Source organism: Alteromonas sp. NFXS44 (assembly GCF_040148705.1).
Lineage (GTDB): Bacteria > Pseudomonadota > Gammaproteobacteria > Enterobacterales > Alteromonadaceae > Alteromonas.
The window spans coordinates 559,559-581,208 of sequence record NZ_JAGDEA010000012.1 but is presented as its reverse complement, the minus strand read 5'-3'; the positions used below and the strand labels follow the sequence as shown (position 1 = coordinate 581,208).

Sequence of the window (21,650 nt, the reverse complement as noted above, 5' to 3'; positions counted from 1 at the left end):
TCTTGTCGTTATTACTGTGTCGCCGGAGGCAGCATTTCAGGATACAGATACTATTATCGCATGGATCCCTGAAGGGGAAAGTGCCGTTCAGCGATGGCTGATGCCTGATAGACGAAAGATACAAAAAAGCGGCGTGTCCTTAACGGATCACGCCGCTTTTCAGAGAAGCTGTTTTTTACAGCATCGGCTTCAGGAACCGGCCGGTATGAGACTGCTTCGCTTTAGCAATGTCTTCCGGTGTACCTTCTGCGATGATCTGACCGCCCCCTGAACCGCCTTCGGGGCCAAGATCGACAAGCCAGTCAGCGGTTTTGATAACATCCAGATTGTGCTCAATGACCACGACAGTGTTGCCATGATCTCTCAAGCGGTGCAGTACAGCCAGCAACTGTTTAATATCATGGAAATGCAGACCGGTAGTCGGTTCATCCAGAATGTAAAGTGTCTGGCCGGTGTCCCGCTTCGACAATTCTTTTGCCAGTTTCACCCGTTGTGCTTCACCACCGGACAGCGTTGTTGCAGCCTGGCCTAAACGCACGTATGACAAGCCTACATCAATCAGTGTTTGCAGCTTACGGGCAATGGCTGGAATGGCGTCAAAGAACTCTCTGGCCTCTTCCACCGTCATTTCCAGCACTTCGTGGATGTTCTTTGCTTTGTACTGAATTTCCAGCGTTTCACGGTTGTACCGTTTACCTTTACACACATCACATGGCACATATACGTCTGGCAGGAAGTGCATTTCTACCTTAATGACACCGTCGCCCTGACAGGCTTCACAGCGGCCACCTTTTACGTTAAAGCTGAAGCGGCCCACTTTGTAACCCCGTGAACGGGCTTCCTGTGTTCCGGCAAACAATTCACGGATGGATGTAAAAATGCCTGCGTAAGTGGCCGGATTCGAACGGGGCGTACGGCCAATCGGGCTCTGATCGATGTCGACCACTTTATCCATCATTTCCAGCCCTTCCATGGTTTTGTACGGAGCCGGCTCAGATGTGGTGGCTTTATTCAGTTCGCGGTGCGCAATTTTAAAGAAGGTATCGTTAATCAGCGTCGATTTGCCTGAGCCCGATACGCCGGTAACACAGGTCATTACGCCAACCGGGATCTTCAGGGTTACATCTCTCAGGTTGTTGCCTGAGGCACCTGTCAGCGTTAACCATTTATCATCTTTCGCACAGTTGCGCTTTTCCGGTACTTCAATTTTCTCACGACCAGACAGATATTTGCCGGTAAGTGAGTCTTCACTGTCAAGAATGTCCTGCATGGTGCCGGCAGCAATGACCTGACCACCATGAACACCGGCGCCGGGGCCGATATCAACAATGTAATCCGCCTCGCGGATAGCATCTTCATCGTGCTCGACCACTAATACGGTGTTACCTAAATCCCGCAGGTGCGTGAGCGTCTTCAGCAGGCGTTCGTTATCACGTTGGTGCAGACCGATAGAAGGTTCATCGAGGACGTACATAACGCCGACAAGTCCGGCACCAATCTGGCTGGCCAGACGGATACGTTGCGCTTCACCGCCTGAAAGGGTGTCGGCACTGCGGGACATAGACAGGTAATTCAGACCTACGTTAACCAGGAAGCCCAGGCGGTCGAGAATTTCTTTTAAAATCTTCTCGGCAATCTGCGCTTTCTGCCCGCTCAGACTCAGTGTTTCAAAGAAATTAAAGGCGTCTGCGATAGACATATCTGCGATTTTCGGCAGATTGGTGCCTTCAATAAATACGTTTCGCGCTTCCGTACGCAGTCGTGTTCCGCCGCAGCTGTTACAGGGTTGCTGACTCAGGTTTTTAGCCAGTTCTTCCCTGACTGCATTGGACTCAGTTTCGCGGTAGCGACGTTCCATATTCGGAATGATGCCTTCGAACGGATGCTTGCGCTCCATCACATCGCCGCGCTCGTTGATGTACTTGAAGTTTAGAGACTTACCCTTTGAACCGTACAGCACTACATCGCGGGCCTCATCAGAGAGCTCGCTGAAAGGCGCTGTAAGGCTGAATTTGTAGGCATCGGCTACAGCTTGCAGCATTTGAAAGTAGTAGTAGCTTCGTTTATCCCAGCCACGGATCGCGCCGCCGGATAAACTCAGCTCGTCATTCGAGACCACCAGAACCGGATCGAAGAACTGTCTTGTTCCCAGTCCGTCACACGTCGGGCAGGCACCGGCAGGGTTGTTAAATGAGAACAACCGTGGCTCCAGTTCACTTAAACTGTAACCACAATGAGGACAGGCAAAATTTGCGGAGAACATGATTTCGTCCGCGTCCGGCTCATCCATGTAAGCGACTTTGGCATTTCCGCCTGCCAGTTCCAATGCTGTCTCAAAGGACTCTGCCAGACGAAGTTGCAGATCGTCCCGTACTTTAAACCGGTCGACCACCACTTCAATGGTGTGCTTCTTGCGCAAATCCAGTTCGGGTGGATCGGATAAATCACACACTTCGCCGTCGATGCGGGCACGGATAAAGCCTTGTGCAGCAAGATTCTGCAATGTTTTAACATGCTCACCTTTCCGCTCCTGAATCACCGGTGCCAGCAGCATCAGCTTGGTACCTTCAGGCATAGACAGCACTTTATCTACCATCTGACTGATAGTCTGGGCGTCCAGCGGTACATCGTGGTCAGGACAACGTGGTGTACCGACCCGCGCAAACATTAAACGTAAGTAATCATAAATTTCTGTAATGGTACCAACGGTTGAGCGGGGGTTGTGCGATGTCGACTTCTGTTCAATGGAAATGGCCGGTGACAACCCTTCAATATGATCCACGTCCGGTTTTTCCATCATCGATAAAAACTGACGGGCATACGCCGACAATGATTCAACATAACGTCGCTGACCTTCAGCGTACAGTGTGTCGAATGCTAATGAGGATTTACCGGAGCCAGACAGACCCGTAATCACAACAAGTTTGTCTCTGGGAAGGGTTAAATCGATGTTTTTGAGGTTGTGGGTGCGGGCACCGCGAATTTCGATTTTATCCATTGAAGCCTGAGAATTGCCAAAAGAGAAAGTATGCCACAACGGGCACGAAAATTAATCATTAACTACGTTTAAGTTATTAGTGGGATCACACCCGGAGCATTATCAGACACTGGGCGAATGTTGGATTTGTGTTACACTTCGCGGCCTGAGAAAGAGAAGCACGGGAACACACTTGAACGCACTTGAAGTTCGCGCCGCATTAGCACTGGCGCTGGTATATGTATTGCGCATGATGGGGCTGTTTATGGTCATGCCCGTGCTGGCCGTGGCGGCGATGGATTACCCTGATTATTCACCTTTGCTGGTGGGTCTGGCGATAGGTGGTTACGGACTGACTCAGGCAGCGCTGCAAATTCCCATGGGCATGATGTCAGACCGTTGGGGCCGCAAACCGGTTATTCTGCTCGGACTGTGTATTTTTGCCGCCGGCTCTTTCATCGCCGCATCAGCCGACAGTATGGTGATGATGATTGCAGGACGTATCCTGCAGGGGGCGGGTGCTATTGCCGGTGCAATTATGGCGCTGGCCACTGACGTGAGCCGTGAAACCCAGCGTGCCAAAGTCATGGCCGTCATTGGTATTGCCATTGGTTTCTCATTCTATCTTGCGGTACTGGTCGGTCCCTTAATTGCCCAGAACTGGGGATTGTCCGGTGTATTTGGTGTCACCGGTGTGCTTGCTATTTGTTGTATGCCGCTGGTCAAATGGGTGGTGCCTGATGTCAGTATCAGCGCCAGCGGAGATACCCTTCCGCATGTTTCTGAAATCAAATCTCTGTTTGTTTCACCCCAGCTCTGGCGACTGAATGTCAGCGTGATGGCGTTACATATGATGATAACCCTGTTATTTGTTCAGTTGCCCATTACCCTGACTCAGTTTGATATGACACTGGAGAGCCACTGGATGATTTATTTACCGGTATTAGCCGTGTCGATTATCGGTCTGATAGTGCTGATGGGGATCAGCCGGGGACAAACGCCGAAATCCGTGGTGATTACCGCTGCAGCCTTGATGATGACCGCTTTTCTGATGCTGAATATGCAGGACCACCACATGTGGGTCGTGTTTGCCGCCGTCATTCTGTTTTTTACCGGGTTTAACTATCTTGAAGCCAGCCTGCCGGCACTGGTCTCTACTATTGCTCCGGCCGGGCAGAAGGGCAGTGCAATGGGCATTTATGCCAGCTTTCAGTTCTTCGGAGCGTTCCTGGGCGGTGTGTTGTCCGGCGTTGTGACCGACATCTGGACACCTAAAACCGCTTACCTCGCAGGCGCCATCGGTGCGTGTGTCTGGATGGTCATACTGTTTGGCCTGAAAGAAGTGATGAAGCTAAAGCGGCTTTCCATGCAGGTATCATTCGATAAGGTTGATCCTACGGTACTGGAAACTGAACTGCATAAACTGGAAGGTGTCCATGAAGTGGTGGCTTCCCGTGATGAAAGTGCAGTTTATCTGAAAATCACCAAAGCATTTGATACGTCGGCCGCGCGGGCGCTGCTGGCAAAATACGCCTGATGTCTCATCTGTACGGTATTAATCCTGATTTCCGTTGCTGCCGTATCCTGATTACTTTGCGGCGGCAGCGGATTACTGTAATGTATCCTGCTGTAATGTCCCTGATAGTTAAATGAGCGTAGAGTTAAGTGTTCAGATTGGTTCGTAATTTTCTTTTGCTGGCATGTGTCTTTCAGCTTTCGGGCTGTGCTATTGATGTCAGTTCTTCCAGTTTCCTGCATCAGGATGCCTCCACGTCCGGCCTTGATACCACTGCACTGAGTCAGGCTGTGAATAAAGATGAAGCGGCGATGACCATTACCACGGTAGAAATCGTGAATGGTGAAGAGCTGACACTTAAAGGTGTGGCTGTGGCGTATCCGGACCCTATCGTTAACGTTGTGTTATTTGCCGATAATGGCATGACCATCAGTAAAAATTCAGCGCTGTTGCACGAGTTCGGAAAGCTGCCGGCGAATGTCTTGTGGGTGGATTATCAGGGCACGGGGGCCAGCGATAAGGCCAAAAGAGCAAGAATGTACAATCTCAAACGGGATTCTCTGCTGGTTTACGATTATGCCAAAGAAGTGTTTGCTAATGATTTACCTACGGTGGTACACGGCATTTCCATGGGGACTATCTTCGCCAGCTATGTAGCGGTGAAGCGGGACATCGATGGTCTGGTACTCGACAGTGCAATTAACAAAGTGAATGATGTTGTGCAGAACATGGTGCCGGACTGGACTAAAACATTCACTTTTCTGAAAGTGTCTCCGGAACTGGCAATTATCGAAAACGATGATTTTATCCGTCAGTTTGATAAGCCGCTTTTCCTGGTGGTAGGAGACAAAGACCGGACTACGCCGATCACGTTCAGCCGGGAGTTGTATGAAGTGTCACCCAGTATGGATAAGTGGATTTACGTTGTACCGGGCGGTAAGCACAACAAGTCTATGACATATCCCGATGTGAAAGGGCAGTACCGGATGTTCGTGCGCTCGCTGAAATCCGTCAGATAAAGACTACGCGGCGCAACAGGCAAAAGGGCGGCATGGCCGCTCTTTTTCGTTTCAGGCTATTTTCTGAAGTTAGTTTCTGAGGTTGCAGCCCAGAATGCGAAGGCGCTGAAGATCCCGGTATTTACCTTCAGTGCTTCCGGCTCAACTTTATCCAGCGTATCGTTCTCAGTGTGGTGGTAATCGAAATAATCATTGCCGTCCGGAGAGAAGTTAATCGCCGGCTGACCGGCTTCGCCCAGTGCGCTCATGTCTGACTGGCCCTTAGCGTCGTTTTTGTCTGACATTCCTACACCGTAAGGTGCAAGGTATTCAGCAAAGTCGCGCACTTCAGACAGTGCCTGTGTGCCCACGCCCGGAGCCAGTTCGTAAATAGCGCCGTTACCAAAATCCCACTCTGCGCCAATGATGTGCTTATCCATATCATTCTTATGCTGTACAACATAGTCTTTAGCTCCGTAGAGTCCGATTTCTTCAGCAGCAAACAGAATTACCCGTACAGTGCGGGCCGGACGCTGTGGTAATTCAGCAATGTAATGGCCTGTTGCCAGCGTAATGCCAATGCCGATACCGTCATCAATGGCGCCGGTGCCCACATCCCAGCTGTCCAGGTGCGCACCCAGCGTGACAACTTCTTCAGGGTGTTCACTGCCGGTCACATCGCCGATAACATTAGCGATGCTCGCTACGCGGCCCGTAGGCCCGCTGGCAGACGTATTGAGTGAAAACATGACCGGTTCATCACGGGACAGCATGTTATCCAGTAGATCTGCGTCGGGATTTGAAATCGCCACAGCAGGAATGCGTTTGATGTTTTCTTCGTATTGCATCACCCCGGTGTGAGCAAGACGGTTGTCATCGGTGCCTACTGAGCGTAACAGAAATGCTAGAGCGCCTTTTTCAGCAGCAATGGATGCACCGGCTACTCTGGCGCCAACGGCTTTACCGTAGCCGTGTCCGTCTTTGTGGCGTTCCATGCGGTAAGCCACATAGGCTATTTTGCCATCAAGAGAACCGGGTTTGGCGGCTTTCAGTGCGTCCAGCGTAGCAAACCGGACAACTTCAGCTTCGAGCGGTTTACCGTCTGTTCCCACACTGCCGCCAAGTGCCAGCGCTGTGACTTTATGCGGGTAAGGGGCAGATATCGACGCGGTTAAATCGCCGCGGGTCCACAGCGGAACCTTACTTTCTTCAATCCATATCTTATCGAAACCCAGGCGCTTCATGGTGTCCTGAGCCCACACGACAGCCTTTTCAGAACCGGGTGTCCCGGCAAGCCTGGGGCCGACTTCTGTGGTCAGAGATTCGATGATCTGATAAGACAGATTGTCCTGTCTTGCGTTGGTTTGTAATAAATCCAGAATGACTTTCTGATCGTCAGTGACTGCCTGACTTTGCAGAGGAAGCGCGAAACAGGCACCGGTGAGCAGTGCCAGCAGGGTTTTATTTTTCATTGTTGTTCCTGTGTAGCGGAAGCGGGTTTAGAACCCTACTTTAACGCCTGTTGTGTTCGCAATTCACGGTTTTTACGACCGTTACAGCAATGCAAAGGATTAAAGGGGGGCGTTGCCCTGCCAGGGAAACACCAGAGGAACAAACCAGTATGTAACTGCGAATACTATCAAAAGGAGCGGTGTGCCCAGCTTAATGAAATCGATGAAACGGTACCGGCCCGGCTCTACCACCAGCGTGACCACCGGCGAGGCCACAGGGGTTAGAAATGCCGCAGAGGCAGCAAACAACACAGTCACTGCCAGCGGATAGGGAGATACTCCCGCCTGTTCTGCAGCGGTGATGGCAATCGGGGCCATCAGTACCGCTGATGCGGTATTAGAAAGAAAGTTGGTGAGTACTACGGTAATAAAAAACAGCAGCACCAGTAGTACTTGCGGATCTTTTCCTCCCGCCAGTGTCATCAACATACCGACGATTATTTGCGTCCCGCCGCTGGTGTCCAGGGCCGTGGCAAGGGGAAGCATGCCGGCAATCAGTACCAGTGACTGCCAGTGTATCGCCCTGTAAGCCTCTTCAGCAGATAAGCACCGACCTGTTACTGCCACCGCTACCAGCATCAGAACGGCGATGACCAGTGGCATGACATTGAACAACGAAATCAACACCATCGCGGCAACAATAATGAGTGCCAGCGGCATTTTTTTATAAGCCGGTGCAACGTCATCCCCTTCTGAGGCCCGTTCAAGGACAACGAAGTCGTGGTTCTGATCTTCCAACGCTTTAATGTTTTTCCAGGCGCCGGTTACCAGCAGGCTGTCAGACGGGGCCAGCCGCACGTCTTCTGCAGCCGGAATGGCCTGCTGATTGCGGCGAAGGCCAATGACATCCAGGTGATACCGGTCGCGGAACCGTACATCCTTAATTGTCTTACCTGCCAGCCGGGAATTCGGGTGAATAAGCACTGCTGTTGCACCAAGCTCCCAGTTTTCCTGTTGTTTCTGCGTTGCCGACAGTGTTACCGGCTGTAGCTGAAGCGAAGTACAGGCCGTGTGAAGTTGCTCCGGATCGCCTGAAAGATGAAGAATATCTTTTTCCGATAACACAAAACCGGCGTGGGGCGCCGTGAAATACTGATGTTGTCCGTTTTGATGGCGGGCAATGCCGATAATGCGGATGCCGTAACCGGTATAGAGTTCGCTCATCCCGACAGTCACGTCGTTCAATGCACTTTTGGCGCTTATCATTACATCAGTGATTTCGCGGTCGCTGCGGTAATCTTCCATCAAATGCGCCAGTTTCCGGTGATAGATATCCGGAACCTGCGCAGCATCGTTCTGTGGCAGTAATTTGCGGCCTGCAAAGACAACAAAAATAATGGTGGCAGCAAGAATAAGCAAGCCTGGTAACGAGAAGGAAAAGAACCCTAAAGGTGCGTAGCCGGACTCACTAAGCCTGGCGCTGATCACCAGATTTGGCGGCGTGGCAATCAGTGTGAGCATTCCTGACACCAGTGCGGCGAATGACATGGGAAGCAACAGTGACGACGCAGGCAGCTGATTGCGTTTTGCAATACCGAGAATGACAGGAATGAAAATCGCCACCACCGCAGTGGAGCTCATGATGGCACTCAGAAAGGCGCTGGCAAGCATAATAATGGCCAGCAGGCCGTGTTTGCTCTTCTTGCCGGCAGACTGAATGATGTCGCCAGTGATACTGGCTACGCCGGTTTTATCCAGCATTTCACCGATGACCAGCAGACCGGCAATCAGTACAACCACGCTGTTGCCGAAGCCGGATACCGCCTCGCGGGCAGACATGATGCCGCTTAGGGTGAGGGCTGAAATGACCCCGATGGCAATAAAATCGTAGCGCACTTTATTGCTGAGCATGGCTGCTGCAGCCAGGGCTATCAGCCCGAATACAAACCAGGCATGAAGGGATGCGTCCAGTGCAAACACAGGCTTATTCCGTGTGAGAATGAAAGAATTCTCAGCTTACTCTGCCTGTGCCTGTCTGAACAGACCCTGATATGCGCAGGATCAGTTAAACCCTGAGTTCATCCGGTACACGGCATACACGGGTGCCGGCAATATGATCATGAACACAGCGATGGTCCTTCCTGAAGATAAATGCAATGTTGATAAGGCCAAGTATGCCGCCAATAAAAGGCATGTTGGTGACAACCTGAACCGGCAGGAACCGCATCAGCAGAATACGGCCTAAACCAGCCTGACGGTCCTGTAAATCTTCTATCCGGATATTCAAAAAACGCTTTCCTACCGTTTGACCGAAATGAAACAACAGGTATCCGTTAATCAAGATATAAATCAGAATACTGTAAACAAGGCCGGTGACCACTAAGGTCATATCGGGGTTTTCGAGGGCTTCAAGGCCTGTGTAGAAGAAAAACGGAAGGGATGCGAGTATCGAAATCACTACATCAATGACAGCCGCAGCAAACCTTTCTCCCCGTGATGCCAGACGTTCTTCTGTTGCTGCCTGTGTGACTTCCTCAAATTCTGCCATGAATGCTCCTTATGTTTTCCTGCGTGATGCCAGGAGCACATAATGTCAGGGAATCGGAGAAAAAACAAAAGGCCACAAAAAAAGGGCGCATGAAGCGCCCTAGGTATTCTCGCAAAAGAGAGCAGGAAACCATGAAAACGCTGGTAATGGGGTTACAGGGCTTCAGGTTTTCCCTGACAGCCACAATCCGGTGACTGCCGGAGCTATCATTTCACCCTTTTCAGCAGCTTTCGAGCGACTTTACCTATCTTGACTGATCTTTACCTTGAAGGCGGGCGTCCCACTGATTCCCGTTTAACAATGGTCGGGGTGTACTTGTAAGTGTCTTCTGATGTTGTTGTATTCCCGCTGGCATAGCTCAAAGCCAGTCCGGCGGCGCGGGCTGCCATCATTTCTATCGGGTAGCGCAGAGTGGTAAGTTTCGGGCGACAGTATTTTGCCAGCAGAACGTCATCATATCCGATCACAGACACCTGCCCGGGAATCTCCAGGTTGTGATCCTGCAACATAGACATCGCGCCGGAAGCCATGGCGTCGTTGTAGGCCATTATGCCGGTAAACTCGATCCCCCTTGCCAGCAAATTCTGCACAGCCTGCTCGCCTCCTTCCTGATCCGGCGTACCATATTCAATATGACTGTCAGGAACAGAAAGGCCGAACTCTGCCATCGCATTGCGTATTCCCTGTAACCGCATGGCGGGGTCAGCAATTTGATAACGGCTTGAAATCACTGCCAGTTTGCTATGACCCTGTTTTATCATGTGTTCAGCCATGATTTGCCCGCCGGCTTCGTTATCCAGCCAGACACAGCGGTTGGCGATTTCAGGAATATACCGGTTTATCAGCATGAACCCGGGGATCTGAGACGCAAACTGAATAATCTCTTCGTCCGGTAACGCTTTGCTGTGCACTACCATGGCTTCAACCCGGTGTTCCAGCAAAGTTTCAATTGCCCTGCGTTCTGTCGCCTGCTCAATGGAACCGGCACTGAGCAGGATCTGGACTTCCTGTTTACGGGTAACGGTTTCTATACCATGGGCCAGGGTGGCGAAGAAGGGATCATGGAATTCGGGGATCACAACACCCAAAGATGCACTGCGCTTTGTTACCAGTGCGCGGGCATTGGCATTCGGCCGGTAGCCCATTTCTTCCATGATTTTTTTCACACGTTCCCGTGTGGCGTCGCCTACTTTGGGGCCGTTATTGATAACCCGTGACACAGTTGCCAGTGACACGCCCGCGGCGGTAGCGATATCTTTTATTGTTGCCATTGTGTAGCCAGTGCGGCCCTTGTACAGGTTTGCTCAGCGGAATTGTTTTAAGAAATCTCGCTTGGCTCACCGGACTAAGGGTAAATGTTTTCATTTATTTGCCGTCTATCTTATGAATATTTCAACCGATTGCATTAAAAAAATCCTGACGAATGCTTTCACAAAGGCAAAAATCCTTTAACAGAGCCTTTTCAAAAAGAGGGAAAACGTATACCCTATTTGTTGCGTATGTGTTAATGTTTAACGTAAGCGTTGTGTGAATGACCGGATTTCAGGCACAGTAGGGCTTACAGAAACGATTTTCAGAGAATGTGATTTTGCCAAAGATAACTCAAGCCCCGTTCGGACAAGTAAATGACAAGCCCGTCAGCTTGTTTACCCTGACAAATGACAACGGAATGACCGTGAAGATCACCAACTATGGCGGCATTGTCACGGCTATTCTGGTACCGGACAGAGACGGTAACTTCGCGAATGTTGTCGCCGGTTTTGAAAGCATTGACGACTACGTTAAAGATGGCGCTTTTTTAGGGGCACTTGTGGGGCCTTACGCTAACCGCATTGCAAACGGACGTTTTGCTATTGGCGACACAATGTACGAACTGGAGCAGAATTCAGGCACAAATAATTTACACAGCGCCAGCGCCGGTATTAACAAAAAGTGCTGGCAGGCCGCCACTGACAGTAGTGATAAGGTTGCTACGTTAATCCTGTCGCTGGATTGCGCTGACGGGGAAGGTGGTTTTCCGGGCACACGGCACATTGAAGCTGTCTATGCGCTGAATAATGACAACGAACTGCTGCTGACAATGACAGTAAACAGTACGGCGAAATCGCCGTTAAGTCTTACCACTCACAGCTACTTTAATCTTGCCGGACGCGGTGATGTGCTTGCCCATAAAGTGATGATTAATGCCGGCAGATTTACCCCGGTGGGACCTGAATTTGTGCCAACCGGAGAATTACAGGAAGTCAGCGGTACACCTTTTGATTTCAGGAAATTAAAACCTGTTGGTCAGGATATCGGCGCAGATGATGCGCAAATACGCGCGGGCAGCGGGTACGACCATAATTTTGTGCTCGATACTTTTCCTGCGGATGAAGATGAGCCTGCAGCGCAGGTTGTCGATGAAACCAGCGGCCGTGTGATGACGGTATGGACTAACACGCCGGGCATTCAGTTTTACAGCGCCAACGGATTGAGTGGCGCATCCGGTGATACTGCAACGTTTACCGATGACGGTGCACTGTGTCTGGAACCGCAGGCATTTCCTGATACGCCTAATCAGCCGTCGTTTCCTCTGGGCTGGGTTGAGCCGGGGGAAGCCCATGTAACGCGCATAAAATACGGTTTTTCAACGCAATAATTACCCACTTTCCTGTGATTTCACAGGAAAGATTTATTTTAAAAGGTTAAACGTTTACCTGATTTGTGCGGGCTTAAGGCACAAGAGGGTAGCAGAGTAATGAGAGAAGCAATGAAAACAGCATTTGACCCGACCGACCATCCTCACCGCCGGTTTAATCCGCTGACGGGAGAGTGGGTGTTAGTGTCTCCCCACCGTGCAAAGCGTCCGTGGCAGGGCCAGAATGAACCGCCTTCAAATGAAGAGCGTCCGCAATACGACGAAACCTGCTATCTGTGTCCCGGCAATACCCGCGTGAACGGTGAATTGAACCCGGCCTATACCGGTACTTATGTATTCACGAACGATTTTGCTGCCCTGCAACAGGATACGCCGGATGCATCATCCGATGATCCCCTTTTCACTTTTCAGGCTGAACAGGGCTGCAGCCGGGTTATTTGTTTCTCACCCGACCACAGCAAAACCCTGCCTGAGCTCAGCGACGCAGAGCGTCTTGACGTGGTGAAATGCTGGGTTAAACAAACTGAAGAACTGGGTGCAGATTACACCTGGGTACAGGTATTTGAAAACAAAGGTGCACTGATGGGGTGTTCAAACCCCCATCCCCATGGTCAGGTGTGGGCACAGCATCATTTACCTACGCTGGCGGAAAAGAAACAAGCCCGCTTTACGGCGTATACCGAAAAATACGGCACCAGTTTATTGCTTGATTACGTGCAGCGCGAAACAGAGGCTGATGAACGGGTTGTTTGCAAAAATGATGACTGGGCTGTTGTGGTACCGTACTGGGCAGCGTGGCCGTTTGAAACACTGCTGTTACCCCGTTTTGAAGCCAGTTCACTGCTTGCTTTAACCGCCGGCCAGCAACAGAGCCTGGCTGAAATCATTGGCAACATTACTACCCGTTACGACAACCTGTTCGAGACTTCTTTTCCTTACTCTATGGGCTGGCACAGTGCGCCATTCGATAATAAAGCCCATGGCGAATGGGGACTGCATGCGCATTTCTTCCCGCCGCTATTGCGTTCTGCATCGGTACGCAAATTCATGGTGGGATATGAAATGATGGCAGAAGCCCAGCGGGATCTGACCCCGGAGCAGGCAGCGCAACGATTAAAAGACTTACCGGAAGTTCACTATAAGAAGGCACGAAGCCATGACTGATAACGCACAACTTATTTCCGCTTTTGAAGCGGCTTTCGGCAGCAGCCCAGCGGTCACTGTGCAGGCCCCCGGCCGTGTAAACCTGATAGGCGAACATACCGACTACAATGAAGGCTTTGTATTTCCGGCAGCAATTAACTTTGGTACCTGGATCACCGCGTCGCCCAGAAATGACCGTGTTATTGATGTGGTCGCGCTGGATTATGACGGTCAGCGTAATACTTTCTCTCTGGATAACATTGAGCATGTCAAAGAGGCGACCTGGTCGAACTATATTCGCGGTGTGTGTAAGGTGCTGCTGACCCGTTACCCTGATTTAAAAGGGGCTGATGTGGTGGTGACAGGTAACGTACCGCAAGGCGCCGGATTAAGTTCGTCGGCGTCATTTGAAGTCGCGATTGTGAAAATGTTCAAGGCACTTTACAACCTCGACGTAAACGGGGTCGAAGCTGCGTTACTCGGCCAGAAGGCGGAAAATACCTTTGTCGGTTGCTCATGCGGCATCATGGACCAGTTAATTTCAGCCATGGGTAAGAAAGATTCTGCCATGTTGCTGGATTGCCGTTCTCTGGCTATTCAACATACGCCAATCCCCGACAAGTACAGCATTGTCATCATTAACTCTAATGTGAAACGCGGACTGGTAGACAGCGAATACAATGTGCGTCGTCAGCAGTGTGAAGCGGCTGCAGAAGCGCTGGGTGTGAAAAGCCTGCGGGAAGCCGGTATGGCCATGCTGGACGCCGCGAAAGATAAAATGACAGAAGTGGTATATCGCCGTGCACGGCATATCATCACAGAAAATATCCGTACTCTGGCGATGTTTGATGCGCTCAATGAAGATCGCACCGCCGACGTCAGTGAGTTGATGGCTGCCTCACATGCCTCCATGCGGGATGACTTTGAAATCACGGTAAAACCTATCGATACGCTGGTAGAAATTGTCGGTGACGTTATTGGTCAGCAGGGGGGGGTGCGGATGACCGGCGGTGGCTTCGGTGGTTGCGTCGTGGCACTGGTGCCAAAAAATCTGCTGAGTCAGGTAGAAGAAGCCGTTAATAAACATTATCATGCGCGGACCGGGTATAAACAAAACATTTACATTTGCTCGGCTGAACAGGGGGCGTTTGCCTGACTGTCACAATAACATACTGATAAAAATAACATTCTGTTGGGAAATAATATGAACATTGAGACGTTGGATATCACAGTCTTTGTGATATATGTCATCGCGCTTATTGGAATCGCATGGTGGGTCTCCCGCGAGGAGAAAGGCCATGAGAAGGATACCAATGATTACTTCCTTGCTGGCTCAAGCCTGCCCTGGTGGGCGATTGGGGCATCATTGATCGCTGCTAACATTTCCGCTGAACAAATCATCGGAATGTCCGGCTCTGGTTATACCATCGGTTTAGCCATAGCTTCTTATGAGTGGATGGCAGCCATAACGTTGCTGATTGTTGGTAAGTTCTTCCTGCCAATCTTCCTGAAGCATAAAATTTACACCATGCCCCAGTTCCTGGAACAGCGCTATGATCACCGTGTGCGTGTCGTAATGGCGGTATTCTGGCTGGCAGTGTACGTATTTGTGAACCTCACGGCTGTATTGTGGCTGGGTGCGCTGGCTATTAATACCATCGCCGGCGTGGACATGATGTACGGTATGTTGTTCCTTGGCGTGTTTTCACTGGCCTATTCACTGTACGGCGGCCTGAAGGCTGTGGCCATGACCGATATCATCCAGGTAGTGTTGTTAGTGCTGGGCGGTCTATTCCTGTCATACACTGCGCTGAACCTGATCAGTGACGGTAACGGTGTGATTCAGGGATTTGTTGATATCACAAACCGTCTGCCGGAAAAATTCGATATGATTCTTTCTGAAGATAATCCGCATTATAAGAGCCTGCCGGGTATCTCTGTATTGATTGGCGGTATGTGGATCATGAACCTGTCTTACTGGGGCTTTAACCAATACATCATCCAGCGTACTCTGGCTGCTAAAAGCGTTAAAGAAGCGCAGAAAGGGATCGCGTTTGCGGCATTCCTTAAGCTGCTGATGCCTTTGATTGTGGTGTTACCGGGTATTGCTGCGGTCATACTGGTGCCGGATCTGAACCGTGCTGATGAGGCTTACCCGTCTTTGATGACATTAATGCCGGTTGGTCTGAAAGGTTTGATCTTTGCTGCACTGGTCGCGGCCATCGTGTCTTCACTGGCATCAATGACCAACAGTGTGTCTACCATCTTTACCATGGATTTCTACAAGCCTAAAAACCCTGATAAATCGCAAAACCACTATGTGAAAGTGGGCCGGATTGTGAGCCTGGTATCATTAATTATTGCCATGCTGGTAGCAAAACCACTGTTGGGCAACTTTGATCAGGCGTTCCAGTACATTCAGGAGTTTACCGGCTTCTTCACGCCGGGCATTGTTGCCCTGTTCGCGCTGGGTATGTTCTGGAAGAAAACCACTGCAAATGGTGGTCTGGTTGCTGCGCTGGGGTCGTTCTTCTTCAGCCTTGCGGGCCGTATGTTCTTCCCTGACGTTCCCTTCATTGACCGTGTAGGCATTGTATTTTTGATGTGTGTGGGTCTGGCCGTGCTGATTTCTCTGTCTGAGAAAAAGGGCAACCACGACAATGCGATTGAACTGGGTGAAGTCAGCTTTGCTACGTCCTCCGGCTTCAATATCGCAGCCATTGCAATCACACTGGTGACAGCAGCGTTCTACATTACCTGGTGGTAATAAATCGCCGGTGAGTATGAATTGAAAACCGCCTCCGGGCGGTTTTTTTGTGCTATCAGAAATGATTCGGGCCAAAAGCCACTTAAATTTAATGTTTATTTAAAGTTAAGTAAAGTTTCATAAGTGAAACTTAAATAATTAAGTTTTACAATTTATTTACACTGAACTTGCTTTCCCGTATAAGAGGATCCCGGCGAGACAGGGTGAACGTTATTCCTGTATTCCGGCTGGTATATCAACAGGTAAACCATGCTGAGGTACAGAGAGCACGGCTTTCTGGTTAACGTTTTACCTTTTTTTGCTTTTTGAAAATTGATTCAGAAAGTCACAGCGCGGTGCGGCAATTACCGGGCACCCGATGTGACAGATTCCGCCCGCTGAAATTGTACGTAGTATCACGAAGAGGGGAGGAAAGGCTGGTCGTCCGCAGTATGGATGTTGCGATGTTTCAAAAGTGGTTTCGCATAGATGTTCAGGCTTCTCCTGTTGCTTTTTGTATTCGTGATTCGGTTTTACGAGGGTAATACTATAAGGAGAGCGAATTTTGACGCGCACATCTTCACCATCGAATTCACACACATTTTATTTAAATCCTTTGCGACAGTTATCTAAAACCGGGCTCGCGGTCTTTGCTGCTCTGCACCTCACACCATCATTCGCTCAGGAAGCAGAAGGGGTTGAGGTGATTGAAGTGAGAGGTTTTAAAAACTCACTGAAAGAATCCATGCTGAATAAGAAAGCCGCAGATGTGGTTTCTGATGGTATTTCAGCAGAAGACCTGGGGAAGTTTCCTGACCAGAACGTGGCGGAATCTCTGCAACGTATTACCGGTGTGGCTATTGACCGCAGTGGCGGTGAAGGCCAGTTCATCACGGTCCGGGGTTTCGGGCCGCAATTTAATACCGTCCTGGTGAATGGCCGTCAGATCGCGACAGAAAATCAGGGCAGGGAATTCAGCTTTGACACACTGCCTGCCGAATTGATCAGCGGAGCTGATGTGTATAAAAGCCCTGTCGCTTCCATGCAGGAAGGCGGTATTGGAGCTACTGTGAATGTAACAACCGCGAAGCCGTTTGACTTCGAAGGCTTTGCCGGTGCCGCCAGCGCCAAAGGCATGTATGAAGAATTGTCTGAGGAGATCACGCCGCAGGTATCCGGACTGGTGACTAACCGTTTCCTTGATGACCGCCTCGGACTTTTATTTGCTGCTTCTTATCAGGAACGTAAAGCACAGAACAATACATTGCAGTCTAATTACTGGCGTCCCAATGTGAGTCTGACCAACCGTTCGGAACGGGATAATCCGGCCTATGCAGATTCAGCACAATTTAATGGTGTCTATATACCGCAGAATTATGATCAGCGGGTGGACTTTGCTCACCGTCAGCGTACCAGCGGAAACCTGGTGATGCAGTATGCACTGCAGGACAATATGATCCTGAAAGTTGACGGCCTGTATTCCAAGTTTGAAGTGGATTCCAGCGCCACGAGTGTGGGGCACTGGTTGTCTGACAGTAACCTGGACAACCTGGTATTTAGTGAAAATGGCAGTGTGGTTTCTCTCGACAGCACTCTGGTTGACGGTGTTGGCGGTGCCACAGATTTTATCAGCAGCAGCTTCTCGAGAAATGTTGAAATCAAAGCATACGGCATTAATCTGGACTGGAATGTAACCGATTACCTTACGGCAAATTTCGACATTTCGACGTCAAAAGCCGAAAATGCCAGCGGTGGTGCCAATAACTTTAACGTGGTGGGTTACAACAACGCTTACAGCATTGACTACTCCGGCAGCGTACCTGTCATCACTATTGACGGCGGCGATGCCGCTTTGCAGGACTTCGCTGCGGGACGTCTGCACGTTGCTAACCGCGAAGGTTTTGACGTAGAAGATACCATTGATGAAATGCGGGCTGATTTTACCTGGCTGCCGGACTCCAACAATGCCTTCGCAAAAATGGAATTTGGCGTGTATTACCAGGACCGGCAGAAGCAAAATAACAGTGTTTCATCCAGTTTGTGCAGCATCTATTGCGGCTACCAGTATGATATTCCGGATTCTCTGCTGAGCATTTTTACCGCAGAGAATTTTTTCCCGCAGGCCAGTCAGCAGTGGATAACTTACGATCCGGAGGCCTATTTCGAGTACGCTATTTCTGACGAAGCGGTACAGCAGATATCGGAAGCGTCGGGACAAACGCCGGAAGAAGTGCGGGCGCTTATTGATGCCGAGAGCATCAATAATCCTGCCTTAGGCAGTAACTCCTTCAGTGTGCAGGAAGAAGTGCTGAGTGTGTATTCCCAGCTCTATTTCAGCATGTTGATTTCAGATATGCCGGTGGATATTAACTTCGGCTTACGGTTCAGTCAGACAGATACGTCGGTGGGCGGTTATGGCCGTGAATTGCTGGATGTGTTGCCCATTCCTAATGATCCGTCAGACTACAGCGATGTGTACGCGACCGACGAAGGTGTACCCATCAGCGAGTCGAACAGTTACTCGAACATTCTGCCGAATATCAATGCTCGCATGGAGCTGACAGACGACCTGATGTTACGGGTCGGCTTTTCTGAAACCCTTACGCGGCCTACCATGAGCGACATGGTGCCGGCGTTTAATGTTACCGTAACCCGTCCGGGTAACCTTCAGGCAGAATCAGGAAATGCCCGTCTTAAGCCCTTTTTATCCACCAACATGGATCTCTCTCTGGAGTGGTACTACGCCGATACCAGCTATCTGGCAGTGGCAGCATTCACCAAGGAAGTGGAAGATTTCATTGTTGCGACAGTGGAAACACAAACGCTGAACCTGCAAAGCGGTCAGTATGACTTCAACGTGCGCTTACCCGGAAACGGCGAAACGGCTGACGTAAACGGGCTGGAACTGGCGTGGCTGCATACGTTTGAAAACGGCTTTGGTATTCAGGCGAATGCCACGGTTGTAAACAGTGATGCGTCTCTGGATGCCAGCGACACCACCCAGGTATTTGCCCTTGAAGGTCTCGGCGACTCCCAGAACCTGATCCTGTTTTATGAGCAGGGGCCGTTGCAGGCGCGTGTGGCGTATAACAACCGTGAAGCGTTCATGCAGGATCTGGTAAGCCCGCTGGGTGGAACCGAGCCCCGGTTCACTAAAACCTACGGACAGGTTGACGTGTCAGCCAGCTACGACATCAACGAGTCGTTCACGGTGTTCTTTGAAGGCATCAACGTGACCGGGGAGACCTTGTCCCGTCATGGCCGCTATGAAGAGCAGTTTGTACAGTTAATCGATGACGGAGCCCGCTACACTCTCGGTGTCAGAACCAGTTTCTGATATCCGGTCAATCAGGCAGAGAGGCTGGCTTTCGGCAGCCTCTTCTTCTCTTTATTGTGTGTTTATCAAACAATTTAATGTGTAAATAACTCTTTCCGCTGGTAGCATAGTCACCGGTACTGTTCGTACGTTCTGTTTTCCCCTGACTATTCTTACTTGCGAGGCAATTATGTGTCGTATCCTGACGTTATGTTTTCTGACCGGCTTTGTACTGAGTGCCCGCGCCGGTGCTGACGAGCCACTGCCTGAACAACTCACAATCACGCCATTAATAGAATCTGCAGGGATAGAACTGCCCGGACAGTCCGCAGGTGGTGACAATACACTTCGTTTCCGTGAAGCCGGTACTACGCAGTGGCAGGATGCTAACCCGCTTTACTTTGACCCTGTTAATGGCTCGTTATCCGGTGCCGTAGTGTACCTGAAGCCGTCTTCACACTATGACATTGAACTGAGTGTGACAGATGATGCCGGAACCCGTTTGTATACAGATTCCTTCTATACCGGGGCTGACAAGCCGCCGGTGGACCCTCAGAAGATATATCATCTGAAAGATATTTATCAGGGCGGCACGCTGGATGTAGAAGCGCTGGGTATCGAAGGTGCGCCAGGTGCATGGGCCATGATTAAAGGCGATCTTAATACACCCATTGTAGCCCCGGAGGATGCTCTTTCGGCCATCCGCATCGGTGCGCAAAGTTATGTATATTTTGAAGACATCACCATAGCGCAGGGGGGGCAGCTCGGTTTCTTTGCAGAAGAAGCACACCACATCTGGGTCAACGGATGTGACATCTCTCAGTGGGGAAGACGCCCGGCAGAGTACCGCAAAGGCATCGCTTATGACGACCGGGGCCGGCAGATTAACTACGATTCCGCCTTCTTCATGCGTCGCAGTGGCGTGATCACCGTAGAAAACTGTTATGTGCACGACCCGGTATTTGGCGCAAATCACTGGGGTAACGGCCACCCCAAAGGCACCAATGCCTTCCTTGCTTTCGCTAACCATCCGGAGGAAGCCTTTCAGGGGCAAATCATATTACGCAACAATACCTTCACCGGTACTGATGAGGTGCGCTTTAATGATGTGGTGGAAAGCCGGTTTAACCTCAATAGCGATGGCGGTTTCATCCGCGACTCGGCGGTGTATAACAACACGTTTGCTTACGCCAACGACGACATTATCGAACTGGATGGTGGTCAGCACAACGTACTGGTTTACAACAATGATTTTTCCCACGGTTATGGCGGAATAAGTGTTGCGCCGGTGCGTCGCGGGCCGTCTTATATTTTTCACAACACCGTTCATAGCATGGGCGACGAGCGCGGTATGATGTGGGCAGCTATTAAGGCAGGCGGCGTGTCATCTAATCCTGAAGGGCAGGTTAACCTGTTCAACAACTACGTTTATTCTTCAGGAAACGGTATCACCGCATCCTATGTCCAGGGTGATGACGGGTTCTGGGTAAATGCGGTGAACAATGTGATTATCACCGGTCCGGCGACAGACGTATCCGGCTTCAGCATTCTTGATAAGCAGTTCGATGCCCGCAGTCTCTTCACAGGTAATTACCTGTTTAATCTGGATACCGCCAGCGAGCGGTTTCAGGCTGATATAACAGTGCCTTTTGCCGACTCAACTAAGCTCAACACCGCCTTTGCTCAGTCACTGGCTGAACAGGCAGCGCCGAAAACCATGAACATAGCTGATGGTCTCACCGTTGCTAATTTTTCGAAGTTCGCAGGCGGACTGATCACCGGTAAAACCCGCCCGGTGACCGGCGCAGCTCCTTACTTGTCTTTCAGCCATGTGTTACTTGAGGAAATGCTCAATTTCAATAAGTTTGCACCGGCAAGCTACGATGCGAAACAGGATGACACCGTCAATGGCGGAATGACTATAAGCGATGATGGTTCAACATTAACGTTATCCGGTAACGCATGGAAACAAATCGCAGGGCAGTTCACTGTCGACGCCGGCAGCCGGCTGGTAGCGACAGTTAAAATTGAAGGTCCGGCGGAAATCGCCGCGTTAGGCCTGGATACCAATTTAAAGCAGGGACCCGGCGTGATATTAAGCTTCGGTGGTTCGCAATCATACGGTCATCTTGTTGATGATCTGGGTGAACAGGACGGCTGGCAACGTTTGGTTATACCGGTAGGTCAGTATCTCAAAGCCGGTAATTATCAATATCTGACATTTATTCTCGATAATGATGCCACGCCGCAAGCCGGTAAAATCCACTTCAGACACATAGCGCTGATCCAGGGCGGGGATGAAATATGACCCGGCGAC

At 50.4% G+C, this 21,650-nt stretch carries 13 protein-coding genes; 8 read left to right on the top strand and 5 right to left on the bottom strand.

Annotated elements, in window-relative coordinates:
- Positions 1-175: 175 nt before the first annotated feature.
- Positions 176-2,998, bottom strand: coding sequence for an excinuclease ABC subunit UvrA (uvrA, locus tag J3369_RS19665; RefSeq protein ID WP_349590147.1), 2,823 nt, complete (start codon positions 2,996-2,998; stop codon positions 176-178).
- Positions 2,999-3,170: 172 nt separating this feature from the next.
- Here uvrA and J3369_RS19660 point away from each other — a divergent pair, with 172 nt between their 5' ends.
- Together J3369_RS19660 and J3369_RS19655 are read left to right on the top strand one after the other, a co-directional pair.
- Positions 3,171-4,514, top strand: coding sequence for an MFS transporter (locus J3369_RS19660; protein WP_349590144.1), 1,344 nt, complete (start codon positions 3,171-3,173; stop codon positions 4,512-4,514).
- A gap of 128 nt (positions 4,515-4,642) precedes the next feature.
- Positions 4,643-5,512, top strand: a complete 870-nt coding sequence (locus J3369_RS19655) for an alpha/beta hydrolase (RefSeq protein WP_349590141.1) — start codon at positions 4,643-4,645, stop codon at positions 5,510-5,512.
- Between the two features lie 56 nt (positions 5,513-5,568).
- On the opposite strand, the gene J3369_RS19650 is transcribed toward J3369_RS19655, so the two are convergent.
- The 4 genes from J3369_RS19650 to J3369_RS19635 all read right to left on the bottom strand — a co-directional run bounded on the left by J3369_RS19650 (position 5,569) and on the right by J3369_RS19635 (position 10,761).
- Entirely contained in the window at positions 5,569-6,963 is a 1,395-nt protein-coding gene (locus J3369_RS19650; protein ID WP_349590139.1) for a M28 family peptidase, read from the bottom strand.
- Between the two features lie 99 nt (positions 6,964-7,062).
- Positions 7,063-8,922 carry an SLC13 family permease gene (locus tag J3369_RS19645; RefSeq protein ID WP_349590137.1) on the bottom strand — a complete coding sequence of 620 codons (1,860 nt, stop codon included), beginning with the start codon at positions 8,920-8,922 and terminating at the stop codon, positions 7,063-7,065.
- Between the two features lie 85 nt (positions 8,923-9,007).
- Positions 9,008-9,490: an RDD family protein gene (locus J3369_RS19640; protein ID WP_349590134.1), complete on the bottom strand. Its 483-nt coding sequence runs from the start codon at positions 9,488-9,490 to the stop codon at positions 9,008-9,010.
- A gap of 260 nt (positions 9,491-9,750) precedes the next feature.
- Positions 9,751-10,761: a LacI family DNA-binding transcriptional regulator gene (locus tag J3369_RS19635; protein WP_349590132.1), complete on the bottom strand. Its 1,011-nt coding sequence runs from the start codon at positions 10,759-10,761 to the stop codon at positions 9,751-9,753.
- Between the two features lie 311 nt (positions 10,762-11,072).
- On the opposite strand from J3369_RS19635, the gene J3369_RS19630 reads away from it, so the two are divergent.
- The 6 genes from J3369_RS19630 (at position 11,073) to J3369_RS19605 (ending at position 21,641) form a co-directional block, all read left to right on the top strand.
- On the top strand, positions 11,073-12,128 hold the full coding sequence (locus J3369_RS19630; RefSeq protein WP_349590130.1) for an aldose epimerase family protein: 1,056 nt from the start codon (positions 11,073-11,075) through the stop codon (positions 12,126-12,128).
- A gap of 111 nt (positions 12,129-12,239) precedes the next feature.
- On the top strand, positions 12,240-13,292 hold the full coding sequence (locus J3369_RS19625; protein ID WP_349590127.1) for a UDP-glucose--hexose-1-phosphate uridylyltransferase: 1,053 nt from the start codon (positions 12,240-12,242) through the stop codon (positions 13,290-13,292).
- Positions 13,285-14,427 carry a galactokinase gene (galK, locus tag J3369_RS19620; RefSeq protein WP_303572165.1) on the top strand — a complete coding sequence of 381 codons (1,143 nt, stop codon included), beginning with the start codon at positions 13,285-13,287 and terminating at the stop codon, positions 14,425-14,427. Before J3369_RS19625 ends, galK begins: the two co-directional genes overlap by 8 nt.
- A gap of 48 nt (positions 14,428-14,475) precedes the next feature.
- Complete coding sequence (locus J3369_RS19615; protein WP_349590125.1) at positions 14,476-16,038, top strand: sodium/sugar symporter; 1,563 nt, start codon at positions 14,476-14,478, stop codon at positions 16,036-16,038.
- A 544-nt stretch (positions 16,039-16,582) separates the two neighbouring features.
- Entirely contained in the window at positions 16,583-19,354 is a 2,772-nt protein-coding gene (locus J3369_RS19610; protein ID WP_349590122.1) for a TonB-dependent receptor, read from the top strand.
- Between the two features lie 169 nt (positions 19,355-19,523).
- A complete protein-coding gene (locus J3369_RS19605) occupies positions 19,524-21,641 on the top strand; it encodes a right-handed parallel beta-helix repeat-containing protein (RefSeq protein WP_349590119.1) in 2,118 nt (705 codons plus the stop codon).
- Positions 21,642-21,650 lie beyond the last annotated feature (9 nt).